This window comes from Sphingobacterium kyonggiense (assembly GCF_039536825.1).
Lineage (GTDB): Bacteria > Bacteroidota > Bacteroidia > Sphingobacteriales > Sphingobacteriaceae > Sphingobacterium > Sphingobacterium kyonggiense.
Genome location: NZ_BAAAZI010000015.1, coordinates 38,677 through 62,213 on the forward strand (window position 1 = coordinate 38,677; position 23,537 = coordinate 62,213).

The following is a 23,537-nucleotide window of genomic DNA, read 5'->3' on the forward strand; positions in this document are numbered from 1 at the left end:
ATTTATTTAAAATTTATACTACTATTTTTTAATTAACGGGATTATCCGTGTATCTGTTTTCAGTTCTTCCGATCCTTTTAACACCAAAGTATCTCCTTTTTGGACATCACCAAAAATTTCAGTTCTATCTCCCATATTAAATCCAGGGCGAACATCGATCCAATGCGTTACTCCATTTGACACTTTAATTACAAACTTTTTCTCCAAGGTAGTAACCACCGCTGATGCCGGAACTACAATTCCTTCCTGTTGTCTTAAAAATGATAATTTTGCATCCGCATAACTGCCTGGCTTTAATTTATTATCCGTATTACCAATTTCAAATTCCCAAATCTCGCTTCGACTATCATGATCTATTCGTCCTGCTTTCCGTACCAGTTTTGCCTCAAATTTCTTATCAGGCAATGACCTTGTAGACACTTCAGCAACACCATTAGATAAAACAGCATCCGTGTATATTTCTGGAACTGAAACCTGCAAACGCAGAACACTATTATCTGATATTTCAAATAACGGCTTATCATTGGGAGACCCCACAAAAGAACCTGTTACAATATTTCTTTTTGTAATAACTCCACTATACGGAGCAACAATAGCAAGATAGTTGCCAATTTGTTTAGCCGATGCAACAGATGACTGATTAGCCTTATACTCAAGGCTATCGGCCATCATTTGATTTTTCACACGCTGCAATTCGCCAGTAGCAATCACACCGTCAGTTCGAGAAGCAGAATAAATCCGTTCAAAATAATCTTTACTGGATAAGTAACGTGCCCGTGAAGCATTAGCTTTATCGTTCAGCTCTTGGATACGTGTATTTAATTCCGGCGCCTCAATCAAAGCCAAAACCTGTCCTTTGCTAACCTTAGAACCAATATCCACCAGCATTTTACGTACATAGCCCGGCACCTTTGCCCTTATTTGGGCATCTTCTAGTGGAAGCAGCTCCGCAGGAAGAGCAAGTATTTTTTTAACCGTATCGGTTTCAATTGTAAATACATTGACCGAGTCAATTTTATTTTCATTAACATCACTATTTTTTTCCTGACCATTTTGAGTGCAGGCAGCAACGAATAGCAGAAGTGATACACTCGCAACTGCATTAATTATCGGTAATTTATGTTTAAATATTCTTGTCATAATATAGAGAATTTGTATCGTTTGGATCAAGAGATACGGATATTTGCTTCTTTTTTCTTAACATTTCATAAACTAATGGAACCAGCCAAAGACTAATTACTGTACTAAATAACAATCCCCCTATCACGGCAATGCCCAAAGGTGCAGTTTGCTGTCCGCTTTCACCCAAACCAAGAGACATCGGTATCATTCCGGCAATCATTGCTGTACTTGTCATAATAATAGGGCGGAAACGGCTAAGTGCCGCCTGCACACCAATCAAGTTATTATCTTCTTGATTCTTTCGGATACTTTCAGCACTTGCTACAATCAAAATAGAATTAGATACCGCGACTCCGACAGCCATTATACAACCCATAAATGACTGAATGTTTATAGTATTACCAGTAAGCCACAGCAGCAGCATAGAACCTGCCAACACACCAGGAAGCACAGATAACACTGAAAGACTTAATTGTAGAGATTGAAAATAAGCAGTCAACATCAGACCAATTACGACAATCGCCAGTAAAAGTCCGTTAGACAGTTCACCAGTTGTTTGATTCAGCATTTCCGATTGTCCTCGCAAATACACCTTAACACCCTGAGGCTGCTCACCCAATCTCTGTATTGCCTCATTGATATCCTTCACTGCACTACCAAGGTCTTTTTTGTGAATATTAGCCGTAAGCGTGATAAACCGCTGTTGATTAATCCGATCATATTCACCTATAGTATTCCCTGTTTTCCAATCAGCTACATCTCTTAGATAAACTGTGTTATCTCCAGATTTTCCCACCGGTATCTGATTCACCTGTTCCGGATTATTCATTACAAACTGCGGGTATTCTACCTGCACCTGATAAGCATTTCCAGAAGCTTTATCCAACCAATACACCGGCTGCGTATAACGGCTCGAAGAAGTACCTTCTGCGACAGACCTTCCCGCCTCATCAACGGTCAGACCCATTTGACCTAGTCGAATACGATCATAATTGATATGCATAGTCGGGTAATCCAATGGCTGCGCCAACTGCAAATCACGCAGATAAGAAATAGAGCCAAGAGATTTTTTTAACCGATCAGCCAATTCTCTACTCTGTGTCAGATTTTTTCCCTGAACCACAATCTCAACAGGGTTACTGGCGCCCATACTCATGACCTGATCCACCAAGTCAGCAGGTTCAAACGACAATTGAGCACCAGGTAGACTTTTTGTAACCGACCCACGTAATCGTTCTTTCAAATCTTCGATTTCCACACCAGAACCCTTTTTCAAATTCACTTTTATAACAGCTTCATGAGGACCACTCGTGTATAAAAAGATAGGGTTAATCGCAAATGTAGGTGGTTGTAAACCCACAAATGACGAAGTAATAGCTACATTATCTTTTCCTGCCTCATCAGCTAATAATTGCAAAGTCTTTTTAGTTGCTTCCTCCGTACGTTCTATCCGTGTACCCGTAGGCATTCGCAACCTCAACTGAAGCTGTCCTGCATCCACCTTAGGGAAGATTTCCGACCCCGCCTGCCTATACCCAACGAAAGCTGCCAGCAGTAGAAGCACAAGAACAATGGGAACAGCCAATTTTCGCATTGGAAATGTTCTCTGAATTGTCTTGGATAGACTTTCTTTAAGTTTATCCAATCGTGGCTCCGGATGTTGTTTATAAGTATCTTTTAACATCCAGTTAGATAACACAGGAACCAACGTTTGTGACAATAGGAAAGATGCAATCATCGCAAATCCCACAGCCAATGAAAGTGGAAGAAACATCGAACGCGGTACGCCAGTCATCAGCACAGAAGGTACGAAAACAGCTAAAATGCTCAATAAAATCAATATTTTGGGAGTAGCGATTTCTTTACAAGCATCCCATATTGCTCTCGATTTTGATTTCCCTAATTCAAGATGATGATGTATATTTTCAATGGTCACCGTCGATTCATCCACCAATATACCGACCGCCAAAGCAAGTCCCCCTAAAGTCATGATATTAATAGTCTGTCCCGTGAGGTAAAGACACATAACCGACACTAACAACGCCAGAGGAATAGTAACAATCACAATGATGGCACTACGCAGATCCCGTAAAAAAAGCAACACCATCAGTCCCGTTAGTAAAGCACCAAGAGCACCTTCAACAAGCAAGCTTTTTAAAGAGTTTACAACATATCCAGACTGATCAAATTCATAAGATACCTTTATATCATCAGGGATAGCCGATTGCATATCAGGTAGCGCTTTCTTGATAGCTTGTACCACATCCCACGTAGAAGCATCCGCTCGCTTAGTGACTGGAATATATACTGAACGCTTACCATTGATCAACGCATAACCAGTTCCTACGTCAGCGCCATTATCCACAGAAGCCACATCTCTTACCAGTACGGAAGTACCATCAACATTTTTGACCGCAACATTTTCAAGCTCTTTAAAATTATCAACTACACTATTGGTTGCCGTAATTACAGCTTTATCTGCCGTACGCATTGTTCCAGCTGGCAGTATAGAATTATTTTTCGCAATTGCAACGGCTATTTCGTCCGGTGTCAAGTTATAACTTCTTACTCTTTCCGGATCCGCTTTGATAACGATTGTTCGTTGATTTCCCCCAAATGGAGGCGGAGCCGATACTCCTTGTAAAGCCGCAAACATAGGTCGCACCTTAAATAAAGCCAAATCCTGAATTTCATTGAGCGATTTTGTCTCACTCCTGAATACCAGTTGACCTACAGGAACAGACCCAGCATCATACCGCATGACGAATGGAGGCAATGTACCAGGAGGCATAAAGGACCGAGATCTATTCACATAAGAAATAACCTCCGCCATCGCATTGGCCATATTCGTACCATCATAAAACTGAAGCTTAATTAAACTCAATCCCTGAATAGATTTACTCTCGACAGCTTTAATTCCCGTGACGTACAGAAAGTGATACTCATAGTAAGAAGTAACATACCCTTCCATTTGCTGAGGTGATAATCCGCCATAAGTTTGAGCAACATAAATAGTAGGCGCATTTACCGCTGGAAAGATGTCAACTGGTGTCTTCTTGATGGAAAGTATAGAAAAAATCACGATCCCAACGACCAACACCATAATCGCAATAGGCTTGCGAAGTGCCAGTTGAATTAATTTTATCATATCCCTTATTTCATTTCATTTAAAAAAATATTCACATCACCTTTTACAGCAGCTTCCAGCAACTGAGCCTTCCAAGTATCCCAATAAGCTTGCTTAACATCAAGTTCAGATTTCAATAAGGTATACTGAGCCTGTATCAGGTCCGAAAAATTAACCAAACCAGTATTATACCTAATCTGCATAGCTTGGAAAGCTGCTTGTGCAGACCTTAACTGCTCCTTGGTTTCAGACACCACCTGAAGACTATGATCAAGTGTAGTATTGGCAATCTGTTGCTGAGAGAAGAGTTGAGAACGTTCATTCTGCAAAAGTTCTTCAGCACCCTTTGATAAAGAGGATTGATGTGCTAATAGCCGTTTAGCTTCACCATACTTCATAATCGGAAAAGTAAGTTGTAACCCTACACTGTAATTATATCGAGTAAGGTTCAACCCCTCCCAAGCATGTAAACTGCCATCAGCCAGAAAACCAGAACCCCTAGCAAAACCTGCTCCCCATACATTTATTTTAGGTAGATATGATTTTTTAATCTGCTGTTCCTTTGACTGGCTTAATTCAAATTGGCTTTGCGAATATTTGATAATTGGATGTAAATCAAGATTACTATCCGTCAATATTCTACTTGAAGGTAATGTCGACAAAAAAGCAGAATCCCGAGGAACAGGTAGATTCTCGATTACAATTAAACGAGCCAGATTCCATTGCAAAATCTCCAACTGTTTATGCGAATTGATGTATTCCACTTTCGCTTTTGATAATTCAGACTGAAACAATTCAGTATCGACACCAGCTTTTATCCCGCTGCTAGTCAATACACGACTTTGCTTTAGATTTGCTTCCACACGCTTAATATTCTGTTGATGTATATGCAGATTAGCATTCGCCAACAGGATATCCAGATAACTACTGATGATATTGATAGCGTGCTGAAACTGTTCTTTTTGTAATAAAGATTTCTGAACAGTAGCCTCAGCGACAGCGGTATTTATACGGGCATCTCTTTCACCAAAAGTAACCGCCTGCCAATTCAACAATATTCCTGCTGCACTTCCTGTGCCCGGTTCAAATTTATTCTCGGTAGACGGAGGACCTGAGATGGGCAATATCCCGTTTGGATTAAAAACACCTATCAGGTTATTAGCCGTAGAAATCCCTGCCTGATAACTAGCATCAAGAGTCGGCAACCTGCTATATTTTACCACATCTACATGCTTTTCTGCCGCTATTGCGTCAAACGTTCTGGCTCGGAGAAGATGATAATTCTGATTGCCCAAAACGATAACATCGTTCAGACTTAGTAACGTATCTTGCTGCGCCGAAGCCTGGGTTACAGAAATCGCCATTATAAAAATGGGCAGACATTTCTTTTTAAAAATACTTTGCAACATAATATTTATCAGCTATTGATAATTTTGATTATGTAGCAAAGCTATAATGTGATTTTGGAGAGATTTTGGAGAAACAATCAGCTAAAGCAAATTTCTACATTATGCCAACCATTTATATAATTGTATTTTACAGTGTAACCATATAATTGACAGATTTGCTTTACCAGCGCCAATCCTAAACCTGTAGTATTCTTTTGATAAGTGTTCTTCCGGAAGCGTTCAAATAAGGCTTCTGGATCTATGAGCAAAGGATTCCCTGTATTTTCTATTTTTACCTTACTGTCTTCTATACTAATTCTTATTTCTTTTTTTTCATTATTATGTACGATAGCATTATTGATAATATTTGAAACAAGGATTTCAATCAATGTTCGATTAGCGGTAACCGTAATATGGTCAACAACTGTACTTGTCATACGAGGACAATCATCTATGTATGCTTCACAGTTTCCTGATATTTCCTGAACAACCTCATTTACATTTATACGTTCAGTCTCAGGAAATTGATTATTCTCAATTTTGGCAAGTAATAACAAAGTCTTGTTCATCTCACTCAAGCGATTTGTTGCATTTGTTATATCACCTAGCAATAGCGCTTCCTTCTCATCAATATTTGGATAATTAATAAGTAATTCAAGCTTGGCCCGGATAATAGCAAGTGGTGTCTGGCTTTCGTGCGAAGCATTTTCAACAAACTGCTTTTGATTATGATAGGCTCTATTTACATTTTCAACCAGTTTATTGAGTGATTCATTAAGCCTGTCAAATTCAGTAGTTCCAGTTAACGCAGGAAGTCGCAACTCATTGTTCCTGTTAAGATCAAACTTTTCAGCAGCATCTATACTTGAAAAGAAAGGTTGCCAAAGCCTAACAGAGCTTTTTCGGCTTACCAGGACAATCGTAATCAATAAAACCAAAAGGATAATCGCTTCCGAAAAAAATACCTTGGCAATAAGATGAGCTGTCTCCGTTGAAGAAATATAGGTCGAGACAAGATAAGAAGCATTCTTCCATTGATATTCTTTTGTTAATACCTTAAAAGGAAGTTTCTTTCCTTCCATTTCATAGAATAGGGCGGTATCTCTAGGGATATTTAATACCACCTCACTTGATGTATTTTTCTCTTCAATACTATATTCACCGGTTATGTGTCGTTCTAGATTTCCCGATGTAGCCATAAAGCTGTTCCATACATTTTGTTGTTTTAGCAAAAGATACTTCTCCTCAGCGTGGTGAGCATGTCCTTTCAACACAAAATAAAAGATAGCCGAACTGATAACTAGGATAAGTGGAAGCCAAATCAACAATGATTTGGTATGACGTTGTAAAAGTGGGCTACTCATAATGAAATCTTATATCCTAATCCATAAACTGTCTGTATCAACTCATCACAATCTCTTTCTTTCAATTTACGTTTTAGGTTTTTTATTTGAGAGTAAACAAAATCAAACGACGGCATATTATCGGTGCGGTCTCCATACAAATGCTCTGCTATAGCCTGCCTGCTAACCACCCGGTTAGCATTATTGAGCAGATAAGCCAGTAGATCAAATTCGCTTCTGGTAAACTGAAGTTCTTCCCCATGACAGGTAATTTGTCTATTTAAAAGATTAAGCTGTAAACTACCCACTTCAAGTACCGCGCTACCTTGATTATACTTTCTACGGATCAAAGCTTTTACCCTGGCATTTAGTTCAGACAAATGAAAAGGTTTGGTAACATAGTCGTCTGCTCCCAACAATAACCCATCAATTTTGTCATCCAGGGAATCACGAGCGGAGATGATAATGACACCATCTTGCTTTTTATCCTCTCTAATATGTTGTAATAGTTTTAATCCGTTTCCATCAGGAAGATTGATATCAAGGATAATACAATCATAATCGAAAGATTCCACTCGTTCGATCCCTTCATAAAACGTTGTGACTCCCTCGCAACGGAAATATTCCTGCTTGAAATATTCCAAAATGCTTTGTAACAAATCGGATTCGTCTTCGATTACCAATAGCCTCATTTGATTCGATTTGTACAAATTTAAACAATAATTTTGGAGAGAATTTGGATACTAACGTTAGACATACTTAAAATATCAATAACGCTCCCCATAATTATAGCAATTTAATGTAGCTTTGAGGAGTATTAAAAGATATTATAAAACTTAACTAAATACATTCGTAGCTAAAAACGTCTGTTTTTTTGAGTAAAACAAAGCCTTGCAAAATTTATTTTTTACAAGGCTTTATGTGTTTTTCTTCAATATTATTACAATTGATATTTCAGTAATTCTGCAATTACATCTTGATACTCTTTTTCGGTAAGTAAATAATTATTACTAGCTTGGTAGTAGTAACTGGCTTCTAAGAAATATTGAATGGTTGTAATTTCTCCGAATCGCAAAGCTTTATCTAGTAACTGAATGCTGTTGATACTTTCTAAAACCGTTTGGTATTCGTCGAGTGTTTTTTGTAAGTTGGTGTATTTTTCATAAAGGCTTTTTATGTTGTAATAATGCTCCACTTTATGTTCATTCAACTGTACTTCGTTCATTTCCAACTCAGCCATACTTTGTTTTACACGGTTTTTATTTTCCCATAGAGGGATAGACATCCCAATACGAGCTCCGTGAAAATTTTGTCCCAAAATACCTTGATAGTGATAACCTGCTTCAAATTTTGGTAAAGCCATTGCCTTGGTAACCTGAATTTGTTGTTGGGCAATTGTTGTTTGTTGTTGCAATAGTTTTCTTGTTGGATCTTGAGCTTCGATGATTTCTTCTAGCTCTTCAAAAGAAGGTATTGCAATAACTTCAGGATATTCCGATTCATTAAAAATAACATCAATACCACCATTGAGTTCTGTTAATTTTTGCTGAAGCTGATTAATTGAAGATGTATTCAACTTCAAATCTTTATTAATTTCAATTAACTGTAATTTTGCTTTGTTGACATCTAAAATATTTCCTTCACCTCTATTTAATTTGGTTTGAAAATCCGAAAGAAACTTTTCAGTTTTGGTTTTTCTTTCTTTGATTTTTTCTTGCAATTTATTCCGGTAAATAAGTTCTATAGCCGATTTTTTCGCTTCTAACAAAATATCTTGTTTAGTAGCAAGTAATGCGAAATCTCCTTGTTTACTCTTTTCGTTGGCTAAATTTTTCTTTTTACCGTACACTGTAGGAAAATCAAATCTTTGTATCACACTAATATCGGTTTGATTTCCAGCCACTGCACTGGGGGTACCACGCATATAATCGTAACTTATTGTAGGATCATACAAGGTATTTCCTGTTTTGAATTGCAATTTTTGAGCTTCCCAATATTTGGATTGACTTTGTAAAGTTTTGTTATTCTTACTAATATCAGTCAGGATTGTTTCCAACCCTGACTGTGCTTCTGCGTTGGCTACCCAAAGACAGGCAACCAACAAAGCGATGCTATTTATTTTCATTTTGTAGCTTCTTTTTTGTTCGATAAATAATAGACTGCTGGTACAATGAAGATATTCAGAATGGTAGAAGTAAGTAAACCACCTAAAATAACTTTTGCCATTGGACTTTGAATCTCGTTACCTGGTAAATCTCCAGCAATAGCTAGCGGAATAAGTGCTAAACCTGCGGTTAAAGCAGTCATTAAAATAGGGCTTAACCTATCTTTAGAACCTTGTATTACGGTATCAAAAAGCGTATATCCTTCTTCACGAAGTGTATTGTAATGCGATATTAATAAAATCCCATTACGTGTTGCCACCCCAAATAAAGTGATAAAACCAATGATTGCAGGAATACTTAAAATTCCGCTGGTGAAATAAATACTGAACACCCCGCCAATTAAAGCTAATGGTAAGTTTATCAGAATGATAGCCGCTAATTTTACGGTTTTAAATTCTCTGAATAAGATTAAGAAAATGATTAAAATAGACAGCAATGAAGTAGCTATAAGCGTTTTCGATGCTTCGGCTTCAGCTTCAAATTGACCACCATATTCGATATGATAATCTTCTGGAAGTTTTACTTTTTCATTGATAATTTTCTGAATTTCCTCTACCACACTTTTTTGATCTCTACCCGAAACATTGGCAGACACTACCGTTTTACGTTGTACATTTTCACGGTTAATGGTATTAGGACCAGTAGTACTTACGACATCAGCTACATAGTACAAAGGAATTTTTTGACCATTAGTCCCATCAATCATTGCATTTTTAATCTTGTCAATATTTCCTCTATTGGCATCATCTAAACGAAGCATCAAATCAAAGGTCTTGTTTCCCTCATATATTTCAGATACTTTTTCACCTGCAAAAGAAACATCTACAAACTCATTAAATTGGCGCTTACACCAAACACATTCATCATCGCTAAGGCAAACAGCATTGCTAATGGAATAGCGGAAGCTACTATTAATCCGGCTCTAAAATTTCCTAAAAAAAGTACTAATACAAAGATAACAATCAACGCACCTTCTATCAGGTTTTTTTCTACGGTACTCATTGCCTTGTCAACTAAAACTGAACGGTCTATATAGGGTTCAATAATAATATCATCAGGTAATGACTTTTGTATAGTAGGAAGTTTTTCTTTTATTTTTTCAATTACATTATTGGCATTTTCGCCTTTTAGCATCATTACCACACCGCCTACTGCATCAACTTCTCCATTATATGTCATAGCCCCATATCTTACAGCATTACCAAATCGTACATCTGCCACATCTTTTATAAAAATTGGAACACTGCCAGGATTATTTTTTACACTGATGTTTTTTATATCTTCTAATGATGTAACCAAACCAATACCTCTAACAAAATAAGCACTTGGTTTCTTATCAATATATGCTCCCCCTGTATTTTGGTTATTTTTTTCAAGAGCGTTGAAAATATCGGTAATACTTATATCCATAGCCTTTAAGCGATTAGGATTAACAGCAACTTCATATTGCTTTAGCTCGCCACCAAAACTATTTACTTCTGCAATTCCGGGTGTACCATACAGTTGCCTTGCAACAATCCAGTCCTGCATTGTACGAAGGTCTTTGGCATTGTATTTATTTTCACTTCCCTTTTTGGGATGTATTATATATTCGTATATCTGACCAAGCCCTGTACTGACCGGAGCCAGTTCAGGTGTCCCTATTCCGTTCGGAATTTTTTCTTCTGCTTCTTTCAGTTTTTCATTAATGAGCTGTCGGGCAAAATAAATGTCTACTTTTTCCTTAAATACAACTGTAATTACGGACAAACCAAACCTAGAAATACTTCTGGTTTCTTCTAAATCGGGAATATTAGCAATGCTTTGCTCTATCGGAAAAGTTACTAATTGTTCTACTTCCTGAGCCGCCAATGTGGGGCAAACCGTAATTATTTGCACCTGATTATTTGTAATATCGGGTACGGCATCAATGGGTAATTTTGTGGCACTCCACACTCCCCAAATAATGAGCAACAATGTCATTATTCCAATGACGAGCTTGTTCTTAATGCTAAATTTTATGATACTGTCTAACACAATTCATTTGATTAATAATTAATAATAATGGATATAAATACTTTCTGTCCGTTACAGAAAGGACAGCTAAATGTGCAATTTAGATAATACACCTATCTAATAGTAAATGAATATATCATCCATTACCAATAAATACATTTGCTGAAAATATTAAGTATTAATCTTTGGCGGCTGCCAAATGTTTCCGTGATAATTGGAAATGAAATTGAAATTTTGAAGTGGGAATTTTTGTATCTTGCTAAGACTTGGCTTTGCCTCGTTTATTTTGAACGTTTGAAACGTAAAATTCACAACGGTATGACAAGTAGCACAAGAACAAAAAGGACTGCATAAATCGCCGTTTTTCGTTTGACCATTGCTTGTATTAGAAAGCTCTGATTTTGAAGTATTACTGGTATCCATACCACACGCATCAGTACACGGCATTAAGGATAATGCCAGAAAATATATACTGAATATGAATATAAATAGTTTCATCAGCTACAAATATAAATAAATAGATTGTGCAATAGAATTGCAAAGTTGAAAAAATCTATTTGTTACATTTGTCGCATTTCCCCTTAAGAACTAAATTAGCTCCATCTAATTTAAAGTTTTGAGGAACTTCGATGTTCGGAATTTCTGTTTCAGTAAGGCAAAAAGTATGTTTGCAGTCGGTACAATAAAAATGTGTGTGCAGTTCTGATAAATTACAATTGCATCCTGATTGGCAAAGTGCGTATTTAATCACTCCGCTTCCATCATCAATGGTATGGACAAGTTTGTGTTCCAGGAATACTTTAAGTGTTCTGAAGAGAGTAATATTATCTGCTTTTTCAAACTGTTCTGCCAGCTCTTTATGACTTACTGCATATTGTTGTTTCAATAACTTTTCAACCACCAACAAACGCATAGCGGTGGGTTTTATAGCTTTTTGCTGTAAAATTTTTTCTAATTCAGTCATTGTGATTTAATTTTCTATCGTCCAATCATCATTATCGTCCTCGTCAACTGATATTTGCTCAATGATGCTGTTTGCTGCACTGTCAGAGTATGTACCATAACCATTTACGAAAACACCTTTTGCTCCATCTTTTTGGTTTCTCATCGCATATAAGATAGCCTCATCTTCCAAGTCATTAAGCCCAGTAAAACGATAAATTTTATCAATAACAATGTCCCTTAAATTAACTTTCTCTCCGTCTATTTTGTACGAAATGTTTTCTTCCAATAGATTAAAGTCTTCCGTATAACCCCTTTGTCTTAGTACTTCAATTACTTCTGATAATGTTTTTTCTGTTGATAGCATAAGTATTCTTCTTAAATTTTTGAAAATATTTTTTGAAAAAACTGAACATTTTTTTCTCTTAATTGGTTTCTAATAGCAACATTTTTTATCCTGTTGTATTGATGGACAAGGAACACTGGCATAACTACAATACACACAACAATCGCCTTGTAATGGTTTTAATCTTGTCTTGCAATTTTCACATTCATAAAAATATTGGCAAGCATCTGTTGGCATTGTTTCCTCTTTTTTGTATCCGCAATTTGGGCAAGTTATAATTGATTGTAATTTAATTTCCATTATGATATAATTTTACTTTTTAGTGATTTATAACCTGTCGAATTGATAGCTTTTTCAATTTCTATAATACTTGTTTGTTTGTTGTCAAACTTAACAATGGCATTGCCTTTCTCATAAGAAACCACAACTTCCACAATTCCTTTTAGTTTACTAACTTCCGTTTTAACGTGGTGTTCACAACCTGAACAAGTCATCCCTTTGATTGTAAACTCAACTTTCTGAATTTTGGAAGTTTGGGTAATAATTGCTTTACTTTCGGTCTTTGGAAAAAAAATGTGAGCATAAAGCGGAAATGATAAAAGTAAAGCCGCCATAACGGTAATAATTCCTAAAAATGATTTTGTTTTCATAAAGTTTGATTTTTCAGTTGTTTCACAGTTGCAGTCAATTTTCTTTTGCGGTTTCAATTTTTGATACCAAGCAAAAGCAAGCACTAAAATAGTTAACCCGATAAAATATGGACGAAAAGGTTCGAGCCAAGAGAAAGTTGAAGCAAGTCCACTTGTTCCTGCTATGAGAGCCAAAACAGGTGTAATGCAACATAATGAAGCTGCTATTGCTGTCAAAAGTCCAGTCCCAATTAGTTTTCCGTCCGTTACCATATTGTTTCTAAATTTTTTTTATCGTCAAGTATTTTAAAAAATGGGTCCAACATTTTCTCATACTCTTTTGTCAATGAGTAAAAAATGGTTTGCGCCTCTCTTTCGGTTTCAATAAGCTTTCGGTCTTTAAGTTTTCTCAAGTGCTGAGAAATCGCTGAAATTGTCATTCCAAGAATTTCACTCACATCACAAACACAAAGTCGTTTTTCTTCATAAAGAAGAAACAGAATTTTCAGTCTTACATTGTTTCCAGTCAATTCAAGTGCGTTCGACAAATAGTCAAACGAACTGTGGAGTTCCGAAACTCTTTCTTTACAGCGATTGATTTGTTTAATGTCTGCCTGTTGTCGTGTACAAGAAGTATTATCCATAATGCAAATGTAACTAATTTGTTTATTTAAGCAAATGCTAAATTATGAGTATTAAAATTTGGCATTTTATATGTTGACGTAATGGTGCTGTTACTTTTAATTCTTCTAACAATATATTAATAGAAAAATCACAAAAATATTTAGTATAATCATTCTTTCTGCACCAAATGCTGTAAGTTAGGGTCATTCTTGATACGCTCCATTTCACTAACAACAATATTCAGAATGTCTGATTTTATCTGCTTGTAATTGTTTTCTATTTCCTGCTTCATCTTATCCTCGCCCTGCTCATTTACAAAAGATAAGATTTGCGGTATTTGCTGATAGGCTTTGCTTTCTGCCGCTACCTTTTCATTGTCCACTACAATTTCGGCGTGAAATATCTTCTGCTCGATACGTTCATCAAAGTTATCTGATACAGAACCAACAAACAAACCTTGTGTAAGTGTTGAGATTTTGGAAGCCGGAATAAGGCTGTCTAACTGTGTCGAAATAGAGGTAGATTTATCATTGCGGTTAATGGTCATACTTTGGCGTTTCTGTAATACTTTACCGAAACGTTCCGAAAGGCTTTTTGCTGTTTCGCCAACCACCTGACCACTGAATATATTACCGACAGTATTCTGTATTACCTTGCTTTCCTTGTCGCCGTAATCCCTTGTTAATTGCGAAAAATCCTGAAAGCCCAAACATACCGCTACCTTATTACTTCTCGCCGTTGCGATAAGATTGTCCAGTCCCCTGAAATAAATTGTGGGCAACTCATCTATGATAACGGAACTCTTTAGCTGTCCCTTTTTGTTTATCAGCTTTACAATCCTCGAATTGTATAAACCCAAAGCTGCGGAATAAATATTTTGACGGTCGGGATTGTTACCCACGCACAAAATTTTAGGTTCTTTCGGGTTGTTGATGTCAAGCGTAAAATCATCGCCCGTCATTACCCAGTAAAGTTGTGGGCTAATCATCCTTGATAGCGGAATTTTTGCCGATGCGATTTGTCCTTGTAACTGGTCTTGCGCTCCACCTTGCCACGCATCCATAAAGGGCGACAAATAATTTTCCAAATCCGGGTATGAAGTTAAAATCGTGAATACATCCGAATACTTTTTATTCAGTAATTCAATAGCGTGTGGGAATGTACAATACTTGCCATCCTCATAGATTTTCAGATACCAAATAATAGCAGCCAATAAGATAATTGGGCTTTCCACGAAAAAATCCCCTTGCTTCTGTATCCACGACCTGTTAAGGTTCAGCATTATGGTATATGCGGCTTCGTAGGCATCTGAAATATCCGTCATAAAGTCGGGATTGAGCGGGTTGCAACGGTGGCTCTTGCGTGGGTCGTCGAAATTTATCACGTAAAATTTCGGCTGAACTTTGTACTTATCCCTGTGCTTCAGCAAATGATTGTAGGCAATGGTGGAAAGGTCGTCGAACTTGAAATCGTAGATGTACATACTAAAGCCTTTCTCAATCTGCTGCTTGATGTAGTTGTTTACGATAGCATAAGATTTGCCTGAACCCGGAGTACCCAAAACTATTGATGCCCTGAACGGATTTACAATGTTTATCCAACCGTTGTTCCATTTGTCTTTGTAGTAAAATTTGGTGGGCAGGTTAACGGAATACTCGTTTTCCATCAGCTTGGTTTCCTGTTGAAAGCTCTCGTTCTCGTTGTTGAACACATCGTCCATCAGGTTAGTGCGAAGCAATCGGCTCATCCATACGCCCGCCATCAACAAGGCGATATAACCTAACGAGATAGTAAGTATATACAGGAATGTACCTATTACTGGAGATAGCTTTAGCAACGGAGTGTTCAGGAAGAACAGCACAAAACCAACGCCCAAAGCCACGTAGATTTTAGACCAGGTTATCTTCTCGTTCTTTACACCCTTTGTTCCTAAGCAGCTTAAAGCCAGTAAAACCAAAGCAAATGCTTTGGTGTAAAGGATATGTGAAAACAAACCCGCCGTCCGGTCGAAATTGCCTAATATCTTATTGATGACTTCCAACGTCCAGCCACGTTCTAAAAAGAAACCGTAGCAGAACCAATAAAGGTGCATCAGCACCAAAAGAATACTGACCGCCCGCATAAAAGCCATTATCTTGGCAAGCCCTCTTAAATCGTCTTCTCCCTGCATTATTTAAAGTTTTAATGTTCGGGCGTGAATTTAAAGGCTCTATGGAGTGGCTCTAAGAATGTGGCAGCCAGTGGCGTTGTGTGGCAGTGTTTGGCTAAATATTATTTCTGACCTCGTTGGTGTTTGCGCTTCTTCTTCATCTTATTGGCAAAGTCTTGTTCTTCGTAATCTTCGCCCTGTGCTTCGGGCAGTAAGCCACCCAGTGCTTCAATCAAACCGTCTTCGTGTTTATCCGTAGATAAGAAGTCGAACAAATGGTGTGGTTCTTCCTGCGGAAGATCCGCATCATTTGATATGGATAGTTTGGGTTGTAAAACGGCAGGTTCTTTAATATCCGGTTTGATATTATTGTTCCAATAATCATTAAAGGTGTTCGCAGAAAGTTCTGTTGCCAAACGTGAACCGTTCCAAACTGATTTGGAATTGTGGTCAATAAATGTGATACCATAAATACGACCTGTATCATTTTGGCGCACTACTACGTTAATGCCCTGTTCCGATAACTGCTTTTTAAATGCCTGTTCATCGCCAGTGGTTTTCAAGGCGATGGTAACGGCAGATTTTAGGGTCTGCTTGGTGGGGCTGTCTTTCAAAGCGGTTTTGCATTTCGCAAAATGCAGTTCCAATGCCGGAAGCCCTGCGCTCTTTCCGAACAGCGAAGCCTTGAACGGATGCCCGGCTCTTTCGCCTTTTTCATTTAGCGGAATATATAATAAGCCCTGCTGCATCTTTCCCTGTAATTCGCCCTCGATTTTCTCGGCGGTAATATTGAAGAGGGAAAGCAGGGCATTGTACTCGCCCAAAGTTTGGTACTGGTAGTAGTTCGGCAGGTGGCGAACGACCGAAGCGATTTGGCTCTTTACATCTCCTGTCCGATAATCTACCGGACGGAAAACCTTATCAGTTTGGTTGCGCTCTTTGTCTGTTGCGGGTATCAGCCCGTGTTGTCTTTCCAGTTCACGGCATACATTCATAGACCGCATTTTCTCGAATTTATCCGAAATCTTTTTACCCTGCTCGTCCACGCAAACCGATACAATGTGTATATGGTTGCGGTCAATATCCGTGTGTTTGAATACCACAAAAGGCTGTTCTCCGTAACCCATTTCCCGCATATACTGTTCTGCCATTTCCCGAAACTTATCATCATTTACCTTGTCGTTTGGGTCAGGATTGAGCGAAATATGCAGCGTATGTTTCTCGGTGTTTCGGTTGGCTATCAGGTAAGGCGCAAAAGATTGTGCTAATTGTGCCACGGAATAATGACCGCTTGCGGTTTCAATCATCTTGTTGGCAAACAAAATCTGCCCGTTTTCATTCTCCACTTTAAGCTGATTGTACGCCAATGCCCCGTATAAATTTCCGCTTCTTCCGATTTTCGCTATCACTATTACATTATTTTTTTAGGTGTTCTTCCTCAAATTTTTCGGTAATCTGAATGATTTTCTGACACAGCATTGCCATTTCAGCCGTCTGTTTTTCCAGTTTGTACAGAAACGCAGCCGCCTTTTTCTCGGAAAAATTCTTGTACAACAGCTTTACAATTTGGTTATAGTTCACACCGATGGAACGGAACTGGCTGTGAAAAGAGGTCAGCCGCATATAAAAATCAACCGTTCCCTTGTCAATCTGGATGGTCTTTATGGTCTTTTCAAAGATGCAGGACGTTATAAAGTGCGCCTTTACCTGCATACCTGATTTATCAAAAAGGGCAAGAAAACGGGCGTGTTCCTGCTCGTTAAAGGAAATCGTATAGCGAATGGTCGCCGGGTCTTCTTTGGGGCGGCGTCCTGTCTTTTTCAATTGCTTTTTGTTGTTATCGTTCATCACTAATCCATTTTAAAATCCATACAAAACCCTGACTTCGGAAGGTGTTTTCTGCCCCCTGCAAAGGGCAAGTTGTTTTGAGCATCGGAAATCATTCCGAGATGCTCAAAACACAACTTGCCGTGTTCCGTTGAACACAAAAATCCGCCCTTCGGGACGGATTAAATGTAACAGGGAAAACGGCTCGATGCCGTTCCCGTTACCCTCCATTTTGTCAAAAGACTTTTGCATAAATCCGTTAATAATAATCATTGTACAAAGTAAAGCCCTACCTGTAAGAGTATTGCAATGCGATACCCGGACAAAGACTGCCTTTGAGTGCCAAACACTGCCACACCTCAATCAGCGGATAAATCAATCGCTTTATTTGCCGTATAATTTTAGTGCAGGTAGTAAAAAATGTATTTCGACAAAGAAGAAAATCAGGTTTGCAAACAGGCAGTTTGGAATAAAAGCATAAGGTTTTAAAAGCATAAAACAATAAAAGTGTAAAAGCATAAAAGCGGTAAAGCAATTTACCTATTGTAAGGTTTGCCACTTGCTAAAGAATGTGCCTGACAAGGCAAAAATGAAAGCAAATACCTGTGCAGGAAAGTACGCAAAAGGGAATGCAGGAATATAGGAATGAGGTAATAATCAGATAAACCAATATTCAATCCTGCAAAACAAATAAAGTGTGTAACAATAAATTTTTAAATAATGGAAACAACAAAGAAAACTTTAAAAATCAGCTTCTCCACCCAAAAAGGCGGTGTGGGAAAATCTACAATGACCACCTTGCTGGCAAGTGTGCTTCACTACCGTTTAGGTTTTAATGTGCTGGTGATGGACTGCGACTTTCCGCAACACAGCCTGACCAATATGCGTGAACGGGATAAGAGAACCATAATGCAGAACGACTACCATAAAAAGGCGGCAATGAAGCAGTTTCAAGCCATCAACAAAAAAGCGTACCCGATTATCAAATGCAAGGCTGAAACAGCTCTGGAGAAAGCATCGGAATACAGAAGCCAGTCGGCGGTTGTGCCGGATGTTATTTTCTTCGACCTGCCGGGAACAGCCAATACCAAAGGTGTACTGACAACCTTAAAAAAAATGGACTTCATCTTTTCGCCCATTACTGCCGACCGTTTGGTAGTGGAAAGTACATTGGGCTTTACCAAAGCCTTTCTCGGACTTCCCCAAACGGACGAGGGCAATCCCGAACAAGAGATGTGGCTGTTCTGGAACCAAGTGGATGGCAGGGAAAAAACAGGTTTGTATGATGCGTATCAAAGTGTCATCAAAGAACTCAACCTGCCCATAATGGAAACAAGGATAATGGACAGCAAGCGTTTCCGAAAGGAAACAGACGACACAGCCAGTTATGTATTCAGGTCAAGTTTGCTGCCTGCCGAACCACAGTTAATGAAAGCAACTAAAATGGATTTGTTTGTCGAGGAATTTTTAAAAATCACTCATCTATAAAAATAGTAAAGTATGGCTTCAGATAACAAAAACAACGATTTTGAAAAGCCCAATGTTGATGAGGAATACCTTATGAACGTCATAAGCGGCGATGAGCCTGTTGCTCCACCGACCATTAACAAAAAGCAGGATGTACCAAAGGAAAACAAGCCCAGGGAAAAAGCCCGTAACAGTTCATCAAAGAAAGCGGACTACGAGGAAACGTTTTTGGTCAATCGTTTTCCATCGGGGCGTAATGGCAAGGTCGTTTACATACGCCCTGAATACCACGAAAGATTGCTCCGCATCGTTCAACTGACAAGGGAAGAAAGAACAACGCTCTACTCTTACATTGACAATATTCTTGAACATCATTTCAGGGAGTACGGGGACGATATTACCGATTATTTCAATGAACATTTTAAACCCATTCTATAATGAAGAAAGATAAAAAGAACAGGAATACTGTTGCAGCCGGCAGCAACTCCGATACAGTTAGCAATACAGCTAAAACAACCTATGAAAACGCATTTATGCAAATGAATAAAATGCAGAAAAGAGGCAATAAAAGCATATACCTAAGTCCTGAACATCACGAGCGTTTAACCCGCATAGTCCAGATTATAGGCGATGATAAAATACCCTTGTTTGCCTATCTCAATAATATTCTTGAACATCATTTTAAAGTATTTGAAGATATGATTACAAAAGAGTTCAACGAAAAGTACAAAGGCTTGTTTTAAAAAACCTACGTTATGGAAATAGTAATTGTGATATGCCTGCTGATAGTCATTGTCCTGCTTTTACAGGATAAGATTGTCATTAAGAAAAGGACAAAACAAGTACCTCCGCAGAAGAAAGTCAATCCGAACCTGCCCGATATTATGGGGCAGCCAAAATCCGTAGAACGCCTTTCAATGCCAAACGCTGCCAATGAACGCCAAATTGAGGAACCGGAGATAAACCCCGCTAATTTAGACATTGAATACGACGAAAATGAAAACGTCGGCATTCAAATCCGCAAGGAAGAGCTGGACGAAGTTTTCAGTAATATACCTGATTTGGAGGAAGAGGAAGAAGATTGGAACAGGTACGGAATATCCGGTGGCGATGACGGTTTTGCCCAAGGGGTTACCTTTGAAGAACTAAGCTCCGTGGGGGTGTTGCTCCAAAAAGAAGAATTGGAACCAGCCCAAAAGGAAACAGCGATAGCCATAGTTCAAAAAATACAGGGAACCGAATTATTCAGCCTATTGGAGAATTCTATGGAAGATGCTTCCCGAAGAATAGCCGAGCTTTTGGATAGCACCCTTTCATCTGAAACGGAAGACAGTTCTTCCACTTTGCGGAAAAGTGATTTGAGTGATTTTGACATTGAGGAGTTTGTTTAGGCAAGCTCCCTTTTGTATGTTAGACACAAATTAAAAATTGTTCAAACGCTATAAAACTAAGTGCCCGCTATTTTTACAAATTTTGGAGTATCGAACTTCGGTGTAATTGTTGGCATATCTACTTTGACTGATATTGGCATTGGAAAATCAACTCCCATAATAATTGCTTCTCCTGACCCTAAAGATGGTAAAAAAGAAAGAGTTTCTTTATTGGCAGTCGAGCAAGCACTCGCGATTGCTTCCTTATCTTGATAATTTATCAGCCTATGAGTAATGAATGTTCCCATTTGACTTAGCGTACCAACAGGAATATCTCTTGGCATTTGTGTTGATAAACATAGAAATAATCCATATTTACGACTTTCTTTAGCAATGTTATCAAAAGCATTTAATTCTGTGCTTTCAAAATATTCATCCTTAATTTTCTTGTTTAAAAACTGATGGGCTTCATCTACAAAGAGAATTAGAGGATTTTCTCTGAAAATATTAGTTCGAGCTTTATTCAATAAGTATCTTCCCAATGAATTTGCCAAGATTTCTCTTGCCTGAAAATTATAAGGTACATTTTCAAAACCAATTCTTAAAATATTTAATTCTGGATTATTCAAAAACTCGTCTATCTTGGTTATTAGGTTATTTGTGGTTGGAGCATTAAATCCAAACATACCGGAATAATCATTGTCCGATATTACATTGTTAACACGCATTATTAAACTCGTTGCATTTCCATAATTTCTTTCATCTCTATTGTTTGCCCAACGGTCGTTGAATATTTGAAAACATTCATTCCCTATTTGCCTGTGGAGTAGATTTATACTGAAATTATTTATTGTGAAATCTTCTATAATAGATTTATAAGTAAAGTAGGCATTATTATATGCCGCAGTAATATTATTTTGTTTTACAACTAATCCATTATTTATAACTACTTGCTGACCCCTGAATGTAAAAGTATCGTTAGTTCCATCATTATTATGTCCATTATTAGGAATATTCCCTAATAAGCAATGTGCAACTTTTAACGACTTAATAGCTTCCAATAAAACGGGTTGCTGTACTTGTCCTGATGGTCTGAACAGAACGAATAAATCATTAATGGTTAAATTCTGATATGGAAAATAGCTTTCTGAAATCAGTGTTGAATGGTCAACTTTTGGATGAGCATCAAATGTAGAGTATTCTCCCGTTGGGTCTAAGATTATAGCTTTTGCTCCGGTTTCTATAACTCCCTCAATAAATTTGCTGATGGTATAACTTTTCCCTCCTCCTGTTGTACCAACAACCGCACAATGACGACTAAATATCGCTTGCAAAGAAATATCTACGGGAACATTTTTATCGTATATCAAATTCCCCATTCTAAAAGTAGGAGAATGTTCGATATTTTCGGGTTTTATGCCAAAGGTTTTGAAATGTGTAGAAAGAAATTCCGACGAACAAATGAATACCTTAGAACCAATGAGTGGGAGGCTATTTATCCCTTTTTCTATTCTACTCGGGTCAAACAAATCAAATGATAAAAGAATTTCTATTCTTCCTACTGGATGAAATGCTTTAGTTGAAAAAGTTCTTTCACTTAATTCCAACCGTTCTTTTTCAGGTAACGATATTTCCAACATTTTTCCCAGAAAACCTTTTTCCTCTCCCTCAACAACAATATAGTTTCCTACAAGTCCACCTCTCAACACTTCTGCGTGGTGAACAAATGTTTTCATCAAAACAGAAGACGGGAAATGCACTTTCACAAATGCAGGGGATACAAAATTTACATACCCAAGAAAATGACTGTGATTAAAGGGGCTATTGCTCATATCTAACTATTAGGGATATTAATTACTATTTGTCGTGTATCTTCCTGATTGTAAGATTTTAAGTCAGGATAATTCTTAGCGAAATCCTCAAAGGTTTCTGAAACAATAGATATATTGGAATATTTGTTTGCAGCATCAATAAAGGGTTTCATATTTTCGTTGGTTTCATCTATCCCTTTATTTACAATCATCAATTGAAAGCCTGGATTTTGTTCCAAGGCTTCGATGATTGCGGTTACGATATGTTTATCCCCGAAACTAAAGCCTATTGTAATAAGGAAAACATTCTCCTTTCTCAAATTGGACTGGAACCTCGACATCATTTCAAAATACGGCTGTTCATAAGAGCTTTCATATTTTGATTGATGTGGATATATCATCAATGGTTCGTCAGGTTCTTCTTTTTGTATAATCTTGTTGTCTTGCTTTTCCCAATTTACAGAACCGTGTAATTTGTACAAATGGAAAACTTTTTGAATAAAATTGTCTTCTTCTTTTACTCTACTTTGATTGCGGGAAACAATATCGTAATCATAATTACGCCCACTAAATATTCTTGGTTGAGAAAATGAAAACCCGTCTATAACAACAAAATTGCTTTCACAAGCTGATTGTTCAAACATTAGGTCATAATTCAATGTAAACAGCTTAAATCTTGGTAAAGTAACTTTGCGTTTCGTTATTTTATTTAATAAGAGCGTATGTGGCGAATTATCTGGCAAACTCAATTGACAGGCTTCTTTGATAAAATCTTTAATTTTGTTTACACAATCCTCAATATCTATATCCTCTTTGGGTATATATGGTATAGCAGGTGTTGCCATAGAAAGAACCTTTTCTAAATTCTTTACTATAGAGCCATCATCCCATTTTTCATCGTAGCCAATAGTTTCAAGTAACTTTCCAAAAACATCGGCTGTTAAAAGAGCTTCCGCATCATCCCATAAATTTGCCATCGACTTACCCAACTTCCCATCTTTTCCCCAACCAATAGATGACCCTGCACCAGTTAGAAGTAATAAATTCTCAAATTGATTATTTAGAGTTTGGGAGTATTTATTCCTATTTGTTGCAATTGCATAATCAATTCTATTTTCGGTACTTTCTTTGAAATCGTGAAGTTTGCCGTCGATATATACTTTTATATCAGTAGCATCACTATCATCATAAGCAACAGAACTGTTATTGTTGAGTAAAATGTATTTCATATT

At 37.6% G+C, this 23,537-nt stretch carries 22 protein-coding genes and 1 pseudogene; 4 read left to right on the plus strand and 19 right to left on the minus strand.

Going from position 1 to position 23,537, the window contains the following annotated elements:
* Nucleotides 1–21: 21 nt before the first annotated feature.
* From ABD676_RS16785 to mobA, 17 genes and pseudogenes are all read right to left on the minus strand, one after another.
* Nucleotides 22–1,140, minus strand: a complete 1,119-nt coding sequence (locus ABD676_RS16785) for an efflux RND transporter periplasmic adaptor subunit (RefSeq protein ID WP_048499051.1) — start codon at nt 1,138–1,140, stop codon at nt 22–24.
* Nucleotides 1,124–4,270: an efflux RND transporter permease subunit gene (locus ABD676_RS16790; protein ID WP_048499050.1), complete on the minus strand. Its 3,147-nt coding sequence runs from the start codon at nt 4,268–4,270 to the stop codon at nt 1,124–1,126. The genes ABD676_RS16785 and ABD676_RS16790 overlap by 17 nt, the downstream gene beginning before the upstream one ends.
* A 5-nt stretch (nt 4,271–4,275) precedes the next feature.
* Entirely contained in the window at nt 4,276–5,613 is a 1,338-nt protein-coding gene (locus tag ABD676_RS16795) for a TolC family protein (protein WP_182981966.1), read from the minus strand.
* 122 nt (nt 5,614–5,735) lie between these two features.
* Complete coding sequence (locus ABD676_RS16800; protein WP_048499048.1) at nt 5,736–7,001, minus strand: sensor histidine kinase; 1,266 nt, start codon at nt 6,999–7,001, stop codon at nt 5,736–5,738.
* On the minus strand, nt 6,998–7,672 hold the full coding sequence (locus tag ABD676_RS16805) for a response regulator transcription factor (protein WP_048499047.1): 675 nt from the start codon (nt 7,670–7,672) through the stop codon (nt 6,998–7,000). The genes ABD676_RS16800 and ABD676_RS16805 overlap by 4 nt, the downstream gene beginning before the upstream one ends.
* A 248-nt stretch (nt 7,673–7,920) precedes the next feature.
* On the minus strand, nt 7,921–9,105 hold the full coding sequence (locus tag ABD676_RS16810; protein WP_048499046.1) for a TolC family protein: 1,185 nt from the start codon (nt 9,103–9,105) through the stop codon (nt 7,921–7,923).
* Entirely contained in the window at nt 9,102–10,061 is a 960-nt protein-coding gene (locus ABD676_RS16815) for an efflux RND transporter permease subunit (protein WP_310889275.1), read from the minus strand. The genes ABD676_RS16810 and ABD676_RS16815 overlap by 4 nt, the downstream gene beginning before the upstream one ends.
* A pseudogene (locus ABD676_RS16820) lies at nt 9,971–11,161 on the minus strand (efflux RND transporter permease subunit); the annotation flags it as partial. The gene ABD676_RS16815 and the pseudogene ABD676_RS16820, both read right to left, overlap by 91 nt.
* A 150-nt stretch (nt 11,162–11,311) precedes the next feature.
* On the minus strand, nt 11,312–11,638 hold the full coding sequence (locus tag ABD676_RS18285) for a DUF6660 family protein (RefSeq protein WP_371131589.1): 327 nt from the start codon (nt 11,636–11,638) through the stop codon (nt 11,312–11,314).
* 55 nt (nt 11,639–11,693) lie between these two features.
* The gene (locus ABD676_RS16825) at nt 11,694–12,104 is read right to left on the minus strand and encodes a Fur family transcriptional regulator (protein ID WP_048499044.1); all 411 of its coding nucleotides are present in this window, start codon (nt 12,102–12,104) and stop codon (nt 11,694–11,696) included.
* Nucleotides 12,105–12,110: 6 nt separating this feature from the next.
* A complete protein-coding gene (locus tag ABD676_RS16830) occupies nt 12,111–12,449 on the minus strand; it encodes a hypothetical protein (RefSeq protein WP_024566615.1) in 339 nt (112 codons plus the stop codon).
* A gap of 69 nt (nt 12,450–12,518) precedes the next feature.
* On the minus strand, nt 12,519–12,728 hold the full coding sequence (locus ABD676_RS16835; RefSeq protein WP_078679374.1) for a GDCCVxC domain-containing (seleno)protein: 210 nt from the start codon (nt 12,726–12,728) through the stop codon (nt 12,519–12,521).
* Complete coding sequence (merTP, locus tag ABD676_RS16840; protein ID WP_024566614.1) at nt 12,728–13,330, minus strand: mercuric transport protein MerTP; 603 nt, start codon at nt 13,328–13,330, stop codon at nt 12,728–12,730. Before merTP ends, ABD676_RS16835 begins: the two co-directional genes overlap by 1 nt.
* A complete protein-coding gene (locus ABD676_RS16845; protein WP_024566613.1) occupies nt 13,324–13,701 on the minus strand; it encodes an ArsR/SmtB family transcription factor in 378 nt (125 codons plus the stop codon). The genes merTP and ABD676_RS16845 overlap by 7 nt, the downstream gene beginning before the upstream one ends.
* Before the next feature lie 149 nt (nt 13,702–13,850).
* Nucleotides 13,851–15,851, minus strand: coding sequence for a conjugal transfer protein MobC (gene mobC / locus ABD676_RS16850; protein ID WP_182981968.1), 2,001 nt, complete (start codon nt 15,849–15,851; stop codon nt 13,851–13,853).
* A 101-nt stretch (nt 15,852–15,952) separates the two neighbouring features.
* Complete coding sequence (gene mobB / locus ABD676_RS16855; RefSeq protein WP_078798983.1) at nt 15,953–17,239, minus strand: conjugal transfer protein MobB; 1,287 nt, start codon at nt 17,237–17,239, stop codon at nt 15,953–15,955.
* A gap of 7 nt (nt 17,240–17,246) precedes the next feature.
* On the minus strand, nt 17,247–17,678 hold the full coding sequence (gene mobA, locus ABD676_RS16860) for a conjugal transfer protein MobA (protein ID WP_182981969.1): 432 nt from the start codon (nt 17,676–17,678) through the stop codon (nt 17,247–17,249).
* 699 nt (nt 17,679–18,377) lie between these two features.
* Between mobA and ABD676_RS16865 the strand changes: the two genes are divergently transcribed.
* From ABD676_RS16865 to ABD676_RS16880, 4 genes are all read left to right on the plus strand, one after another.
* Nucleotides 18,378–19,145 carry a ParA family protein gene (locus tag ABD676_RS16865; RefSeq protein WP_123860956.1) on the plus strand — a complete coding sequence of 256 codons (768 nt, stop codon included), beginning with the start codon at nt 18,378–18,380 and terminating at the stop codon, nt 19,143–19,145.
* 72 nt (nt 19,146–19,217) lie between these two features.
* On the plus strand, nt 19,218–19,562 hold the full coding sequence (locus tag ABD676_RS16870) for a DUF3408 domain-containing protein (RefSeq protein WP_344675874.1): 345 nt from the start codon (nt 19,218–19,220) through the stop codon (nt 19,560–19,562).
* On the plus strand, nt 19,562–19,867 hold the full coding sequence (locus ABD676_RS16875; RefSeq protein WP_066434593.1) for a DUF3408 domain-containing protein: 306 nt from the start codon (nt 19,562–19,564) through the stop codon (nt 19,865–19,867). The genes ABD676_RS16870 and ABD676_RS16875 overlap by 1 nt, the downstream gene beginning before the upstream one ends.
* A gap of 12 nt (nt 19,868–19,879) precedes the next feature.
* Entirely contained in the window at nt 19,880–20,515 is a 636-nt protein-coding gene (locus ABD676_RS16880) for a conjugal transfer protein TraD (RefSeq protein ID WP_123860957.1), read from the plus strand.
* Between the two features lie 56 nt (nt 20,516–20,571).
* Here the strand turns inward: ABD676_RS16880 and ABD676_RS16885 are convergent, their stop codons facing one another.
* Together ABD676_RS16885 and ABD676_RS16890 are read right to left on the minus strand one after the other, a co-directional pair.
* Nucleotides 20,572–22,230, minus strand: coding sequence for an ATP-binding protein (locus tag ABD676_RS16885; RefSeq protein ID WP_019974893.1), 1,659 nt, complete (start codon nt 22,228–22,230; stop codon nt 20,572–20,574).
* 98 nt (nt 22,231–22,328) lie between these two features.
* On the minus strand, nt 22,329–23,534 hold the full coding sequence (locus ABD676_RS16890; RefSeq protein ID WP_019974894.1) for an SIR2 family protein: 1,206 nt from the start codon (nt 23,532–23,534) through the stop codon (nt 22,329–22,331).
* Nucleotides 23,535–23,537 lie beyond the last annotated feature (3 nt).

Coding starts and splice junctions, on each gene's coding strand:
- ABD676_RS16785 (WP_048499051.1), bottom strand. CDS start 1,140: ATGACAAGAATATTTAAACATAAATTACCGATAATTAATGCAGTTGCG.
- ABD676_RS16790 (WP_048499050.1), bottom strand. CDS start 4,270: ATGATAAAATTAATTCAACTGGCACTTCGCAAGCCTATTGCGATTATG.
- ABD676_RS16795 (WP_182981966.1), bottom strand. CDS start 5,613: ATGGCGATTTCTGTAACCCAGGCTTCGGCGCAGCAAGATACGTTACTA.
- ABD676_RS16800 (WP_048499048.1), bottom strand. CDS start 7,001: ATGAGTAGCCCACTTTTACAACGTCATACCAAATCATTGTTGATTTGG.
- ABD676_RS16805 (WP_048499047.1), bottom strand. CDS start 7,672: ATGAGGCTATTGGTAATCGAAGACGAATCCGATTTGTTACAAAGCATT.
- ABD676_RS16810 (WP_048499046.1), bottom strand. CDS start 9,105: ATGAAAATAAATAGCATCGCTTTGTTGGTTGCCTGTCTTTGGGTAGCC.
- ABD676_RS18285 (WP_371131589.1), bottom strand. CDS start 11,638: ATGAAACTATTTATATTCATATTCAGTATATATTTTCTGGCATTATCC.
- ABD676_RS16825 (WP_048499044.1), bottom strand. CDS start 12,104: ATGACTGAATTAGAAAAAATTTTACAGCAAAAAGCTATAAAACCCACC.
- ABD676_RS16830 (WP_024566615.1), bottom strand. CDS start 12,449: ATGCTATCAACAGAAAAAACATTATCAGAAGTAATTGAAGTACTAAGA.
- ABD676_RS16835 (WP_078679374.1), bottom strand. CDS start 12,728: ATGGAAATTAAATTACAATCAATTATAACTTGCCCAAATTGCGGATAC.
- merTP (WP_024566614.1), bottom strand. CDS start 13,330: ATGGTAACGGACGGAAAACTAATTGGGACTGGACTTTTGACAGCAATA.
- ABD676_RS16845 (WP_024566613.1), bottom strand. CDS start 13,701: ATGGATAATACTTCTTGTACACGACAACAGGCAGACATTAAACAAATC.
- mobC (WP_182981968.1), bottom strand. CDS start 15,851: ATGCAGGGAGAAGACGATTTAAGAGGGCTTGCCAAGATAATGGCTTTT.
- mobA (WP_182981969.1), bottom strand. CDS start 17,678: ATGAACGATAACAACAAAAAGCAATTGAAAAAGACAGGACGCCGCCCC.
- ABD676_RS16865 (WP_123860956.1), top strand. CDS start 18,378: ATGGAAACAACAAAGAAAACTTTAAAAATCAGCTTCTCCACCCAAAAA.
- ABD676_RS16870 (WP_344675874.1), top strand. CDS start 19,218: ATGAACGTCATAAGCGGCGATGAGCCTGTTGCTCCACCGACCATTAAC.
- ABD676_RS16875 (WP_066434593.1), top strand. CDS start 19,562: ATGAAGAAAGATAAAAAGAACAGGAATACTGTTGCAGCCGGCAGCAAC.
- ABD676_RS16880 (WP_123860957.1), top strand. CDS start 19,880: ATGGAAATAGTAATTGTGATATGCCTGCTGATAGTCATTGTCCTGCTT.
- ABD676_RS16885 (WP_019974893.1), bottom strand. CDS start 22,230: ATGAAAACATTTGTTCACCACGCAGAAGTGTTGAGAGGTGGACTTGTA.
- ABD676_RS16890 (WP_019974894.1), bottom strand. CDS start 23,534: ATGAAATACATTTTACTCAACAATAACAGTTCTGTTGCTTATGATGAT.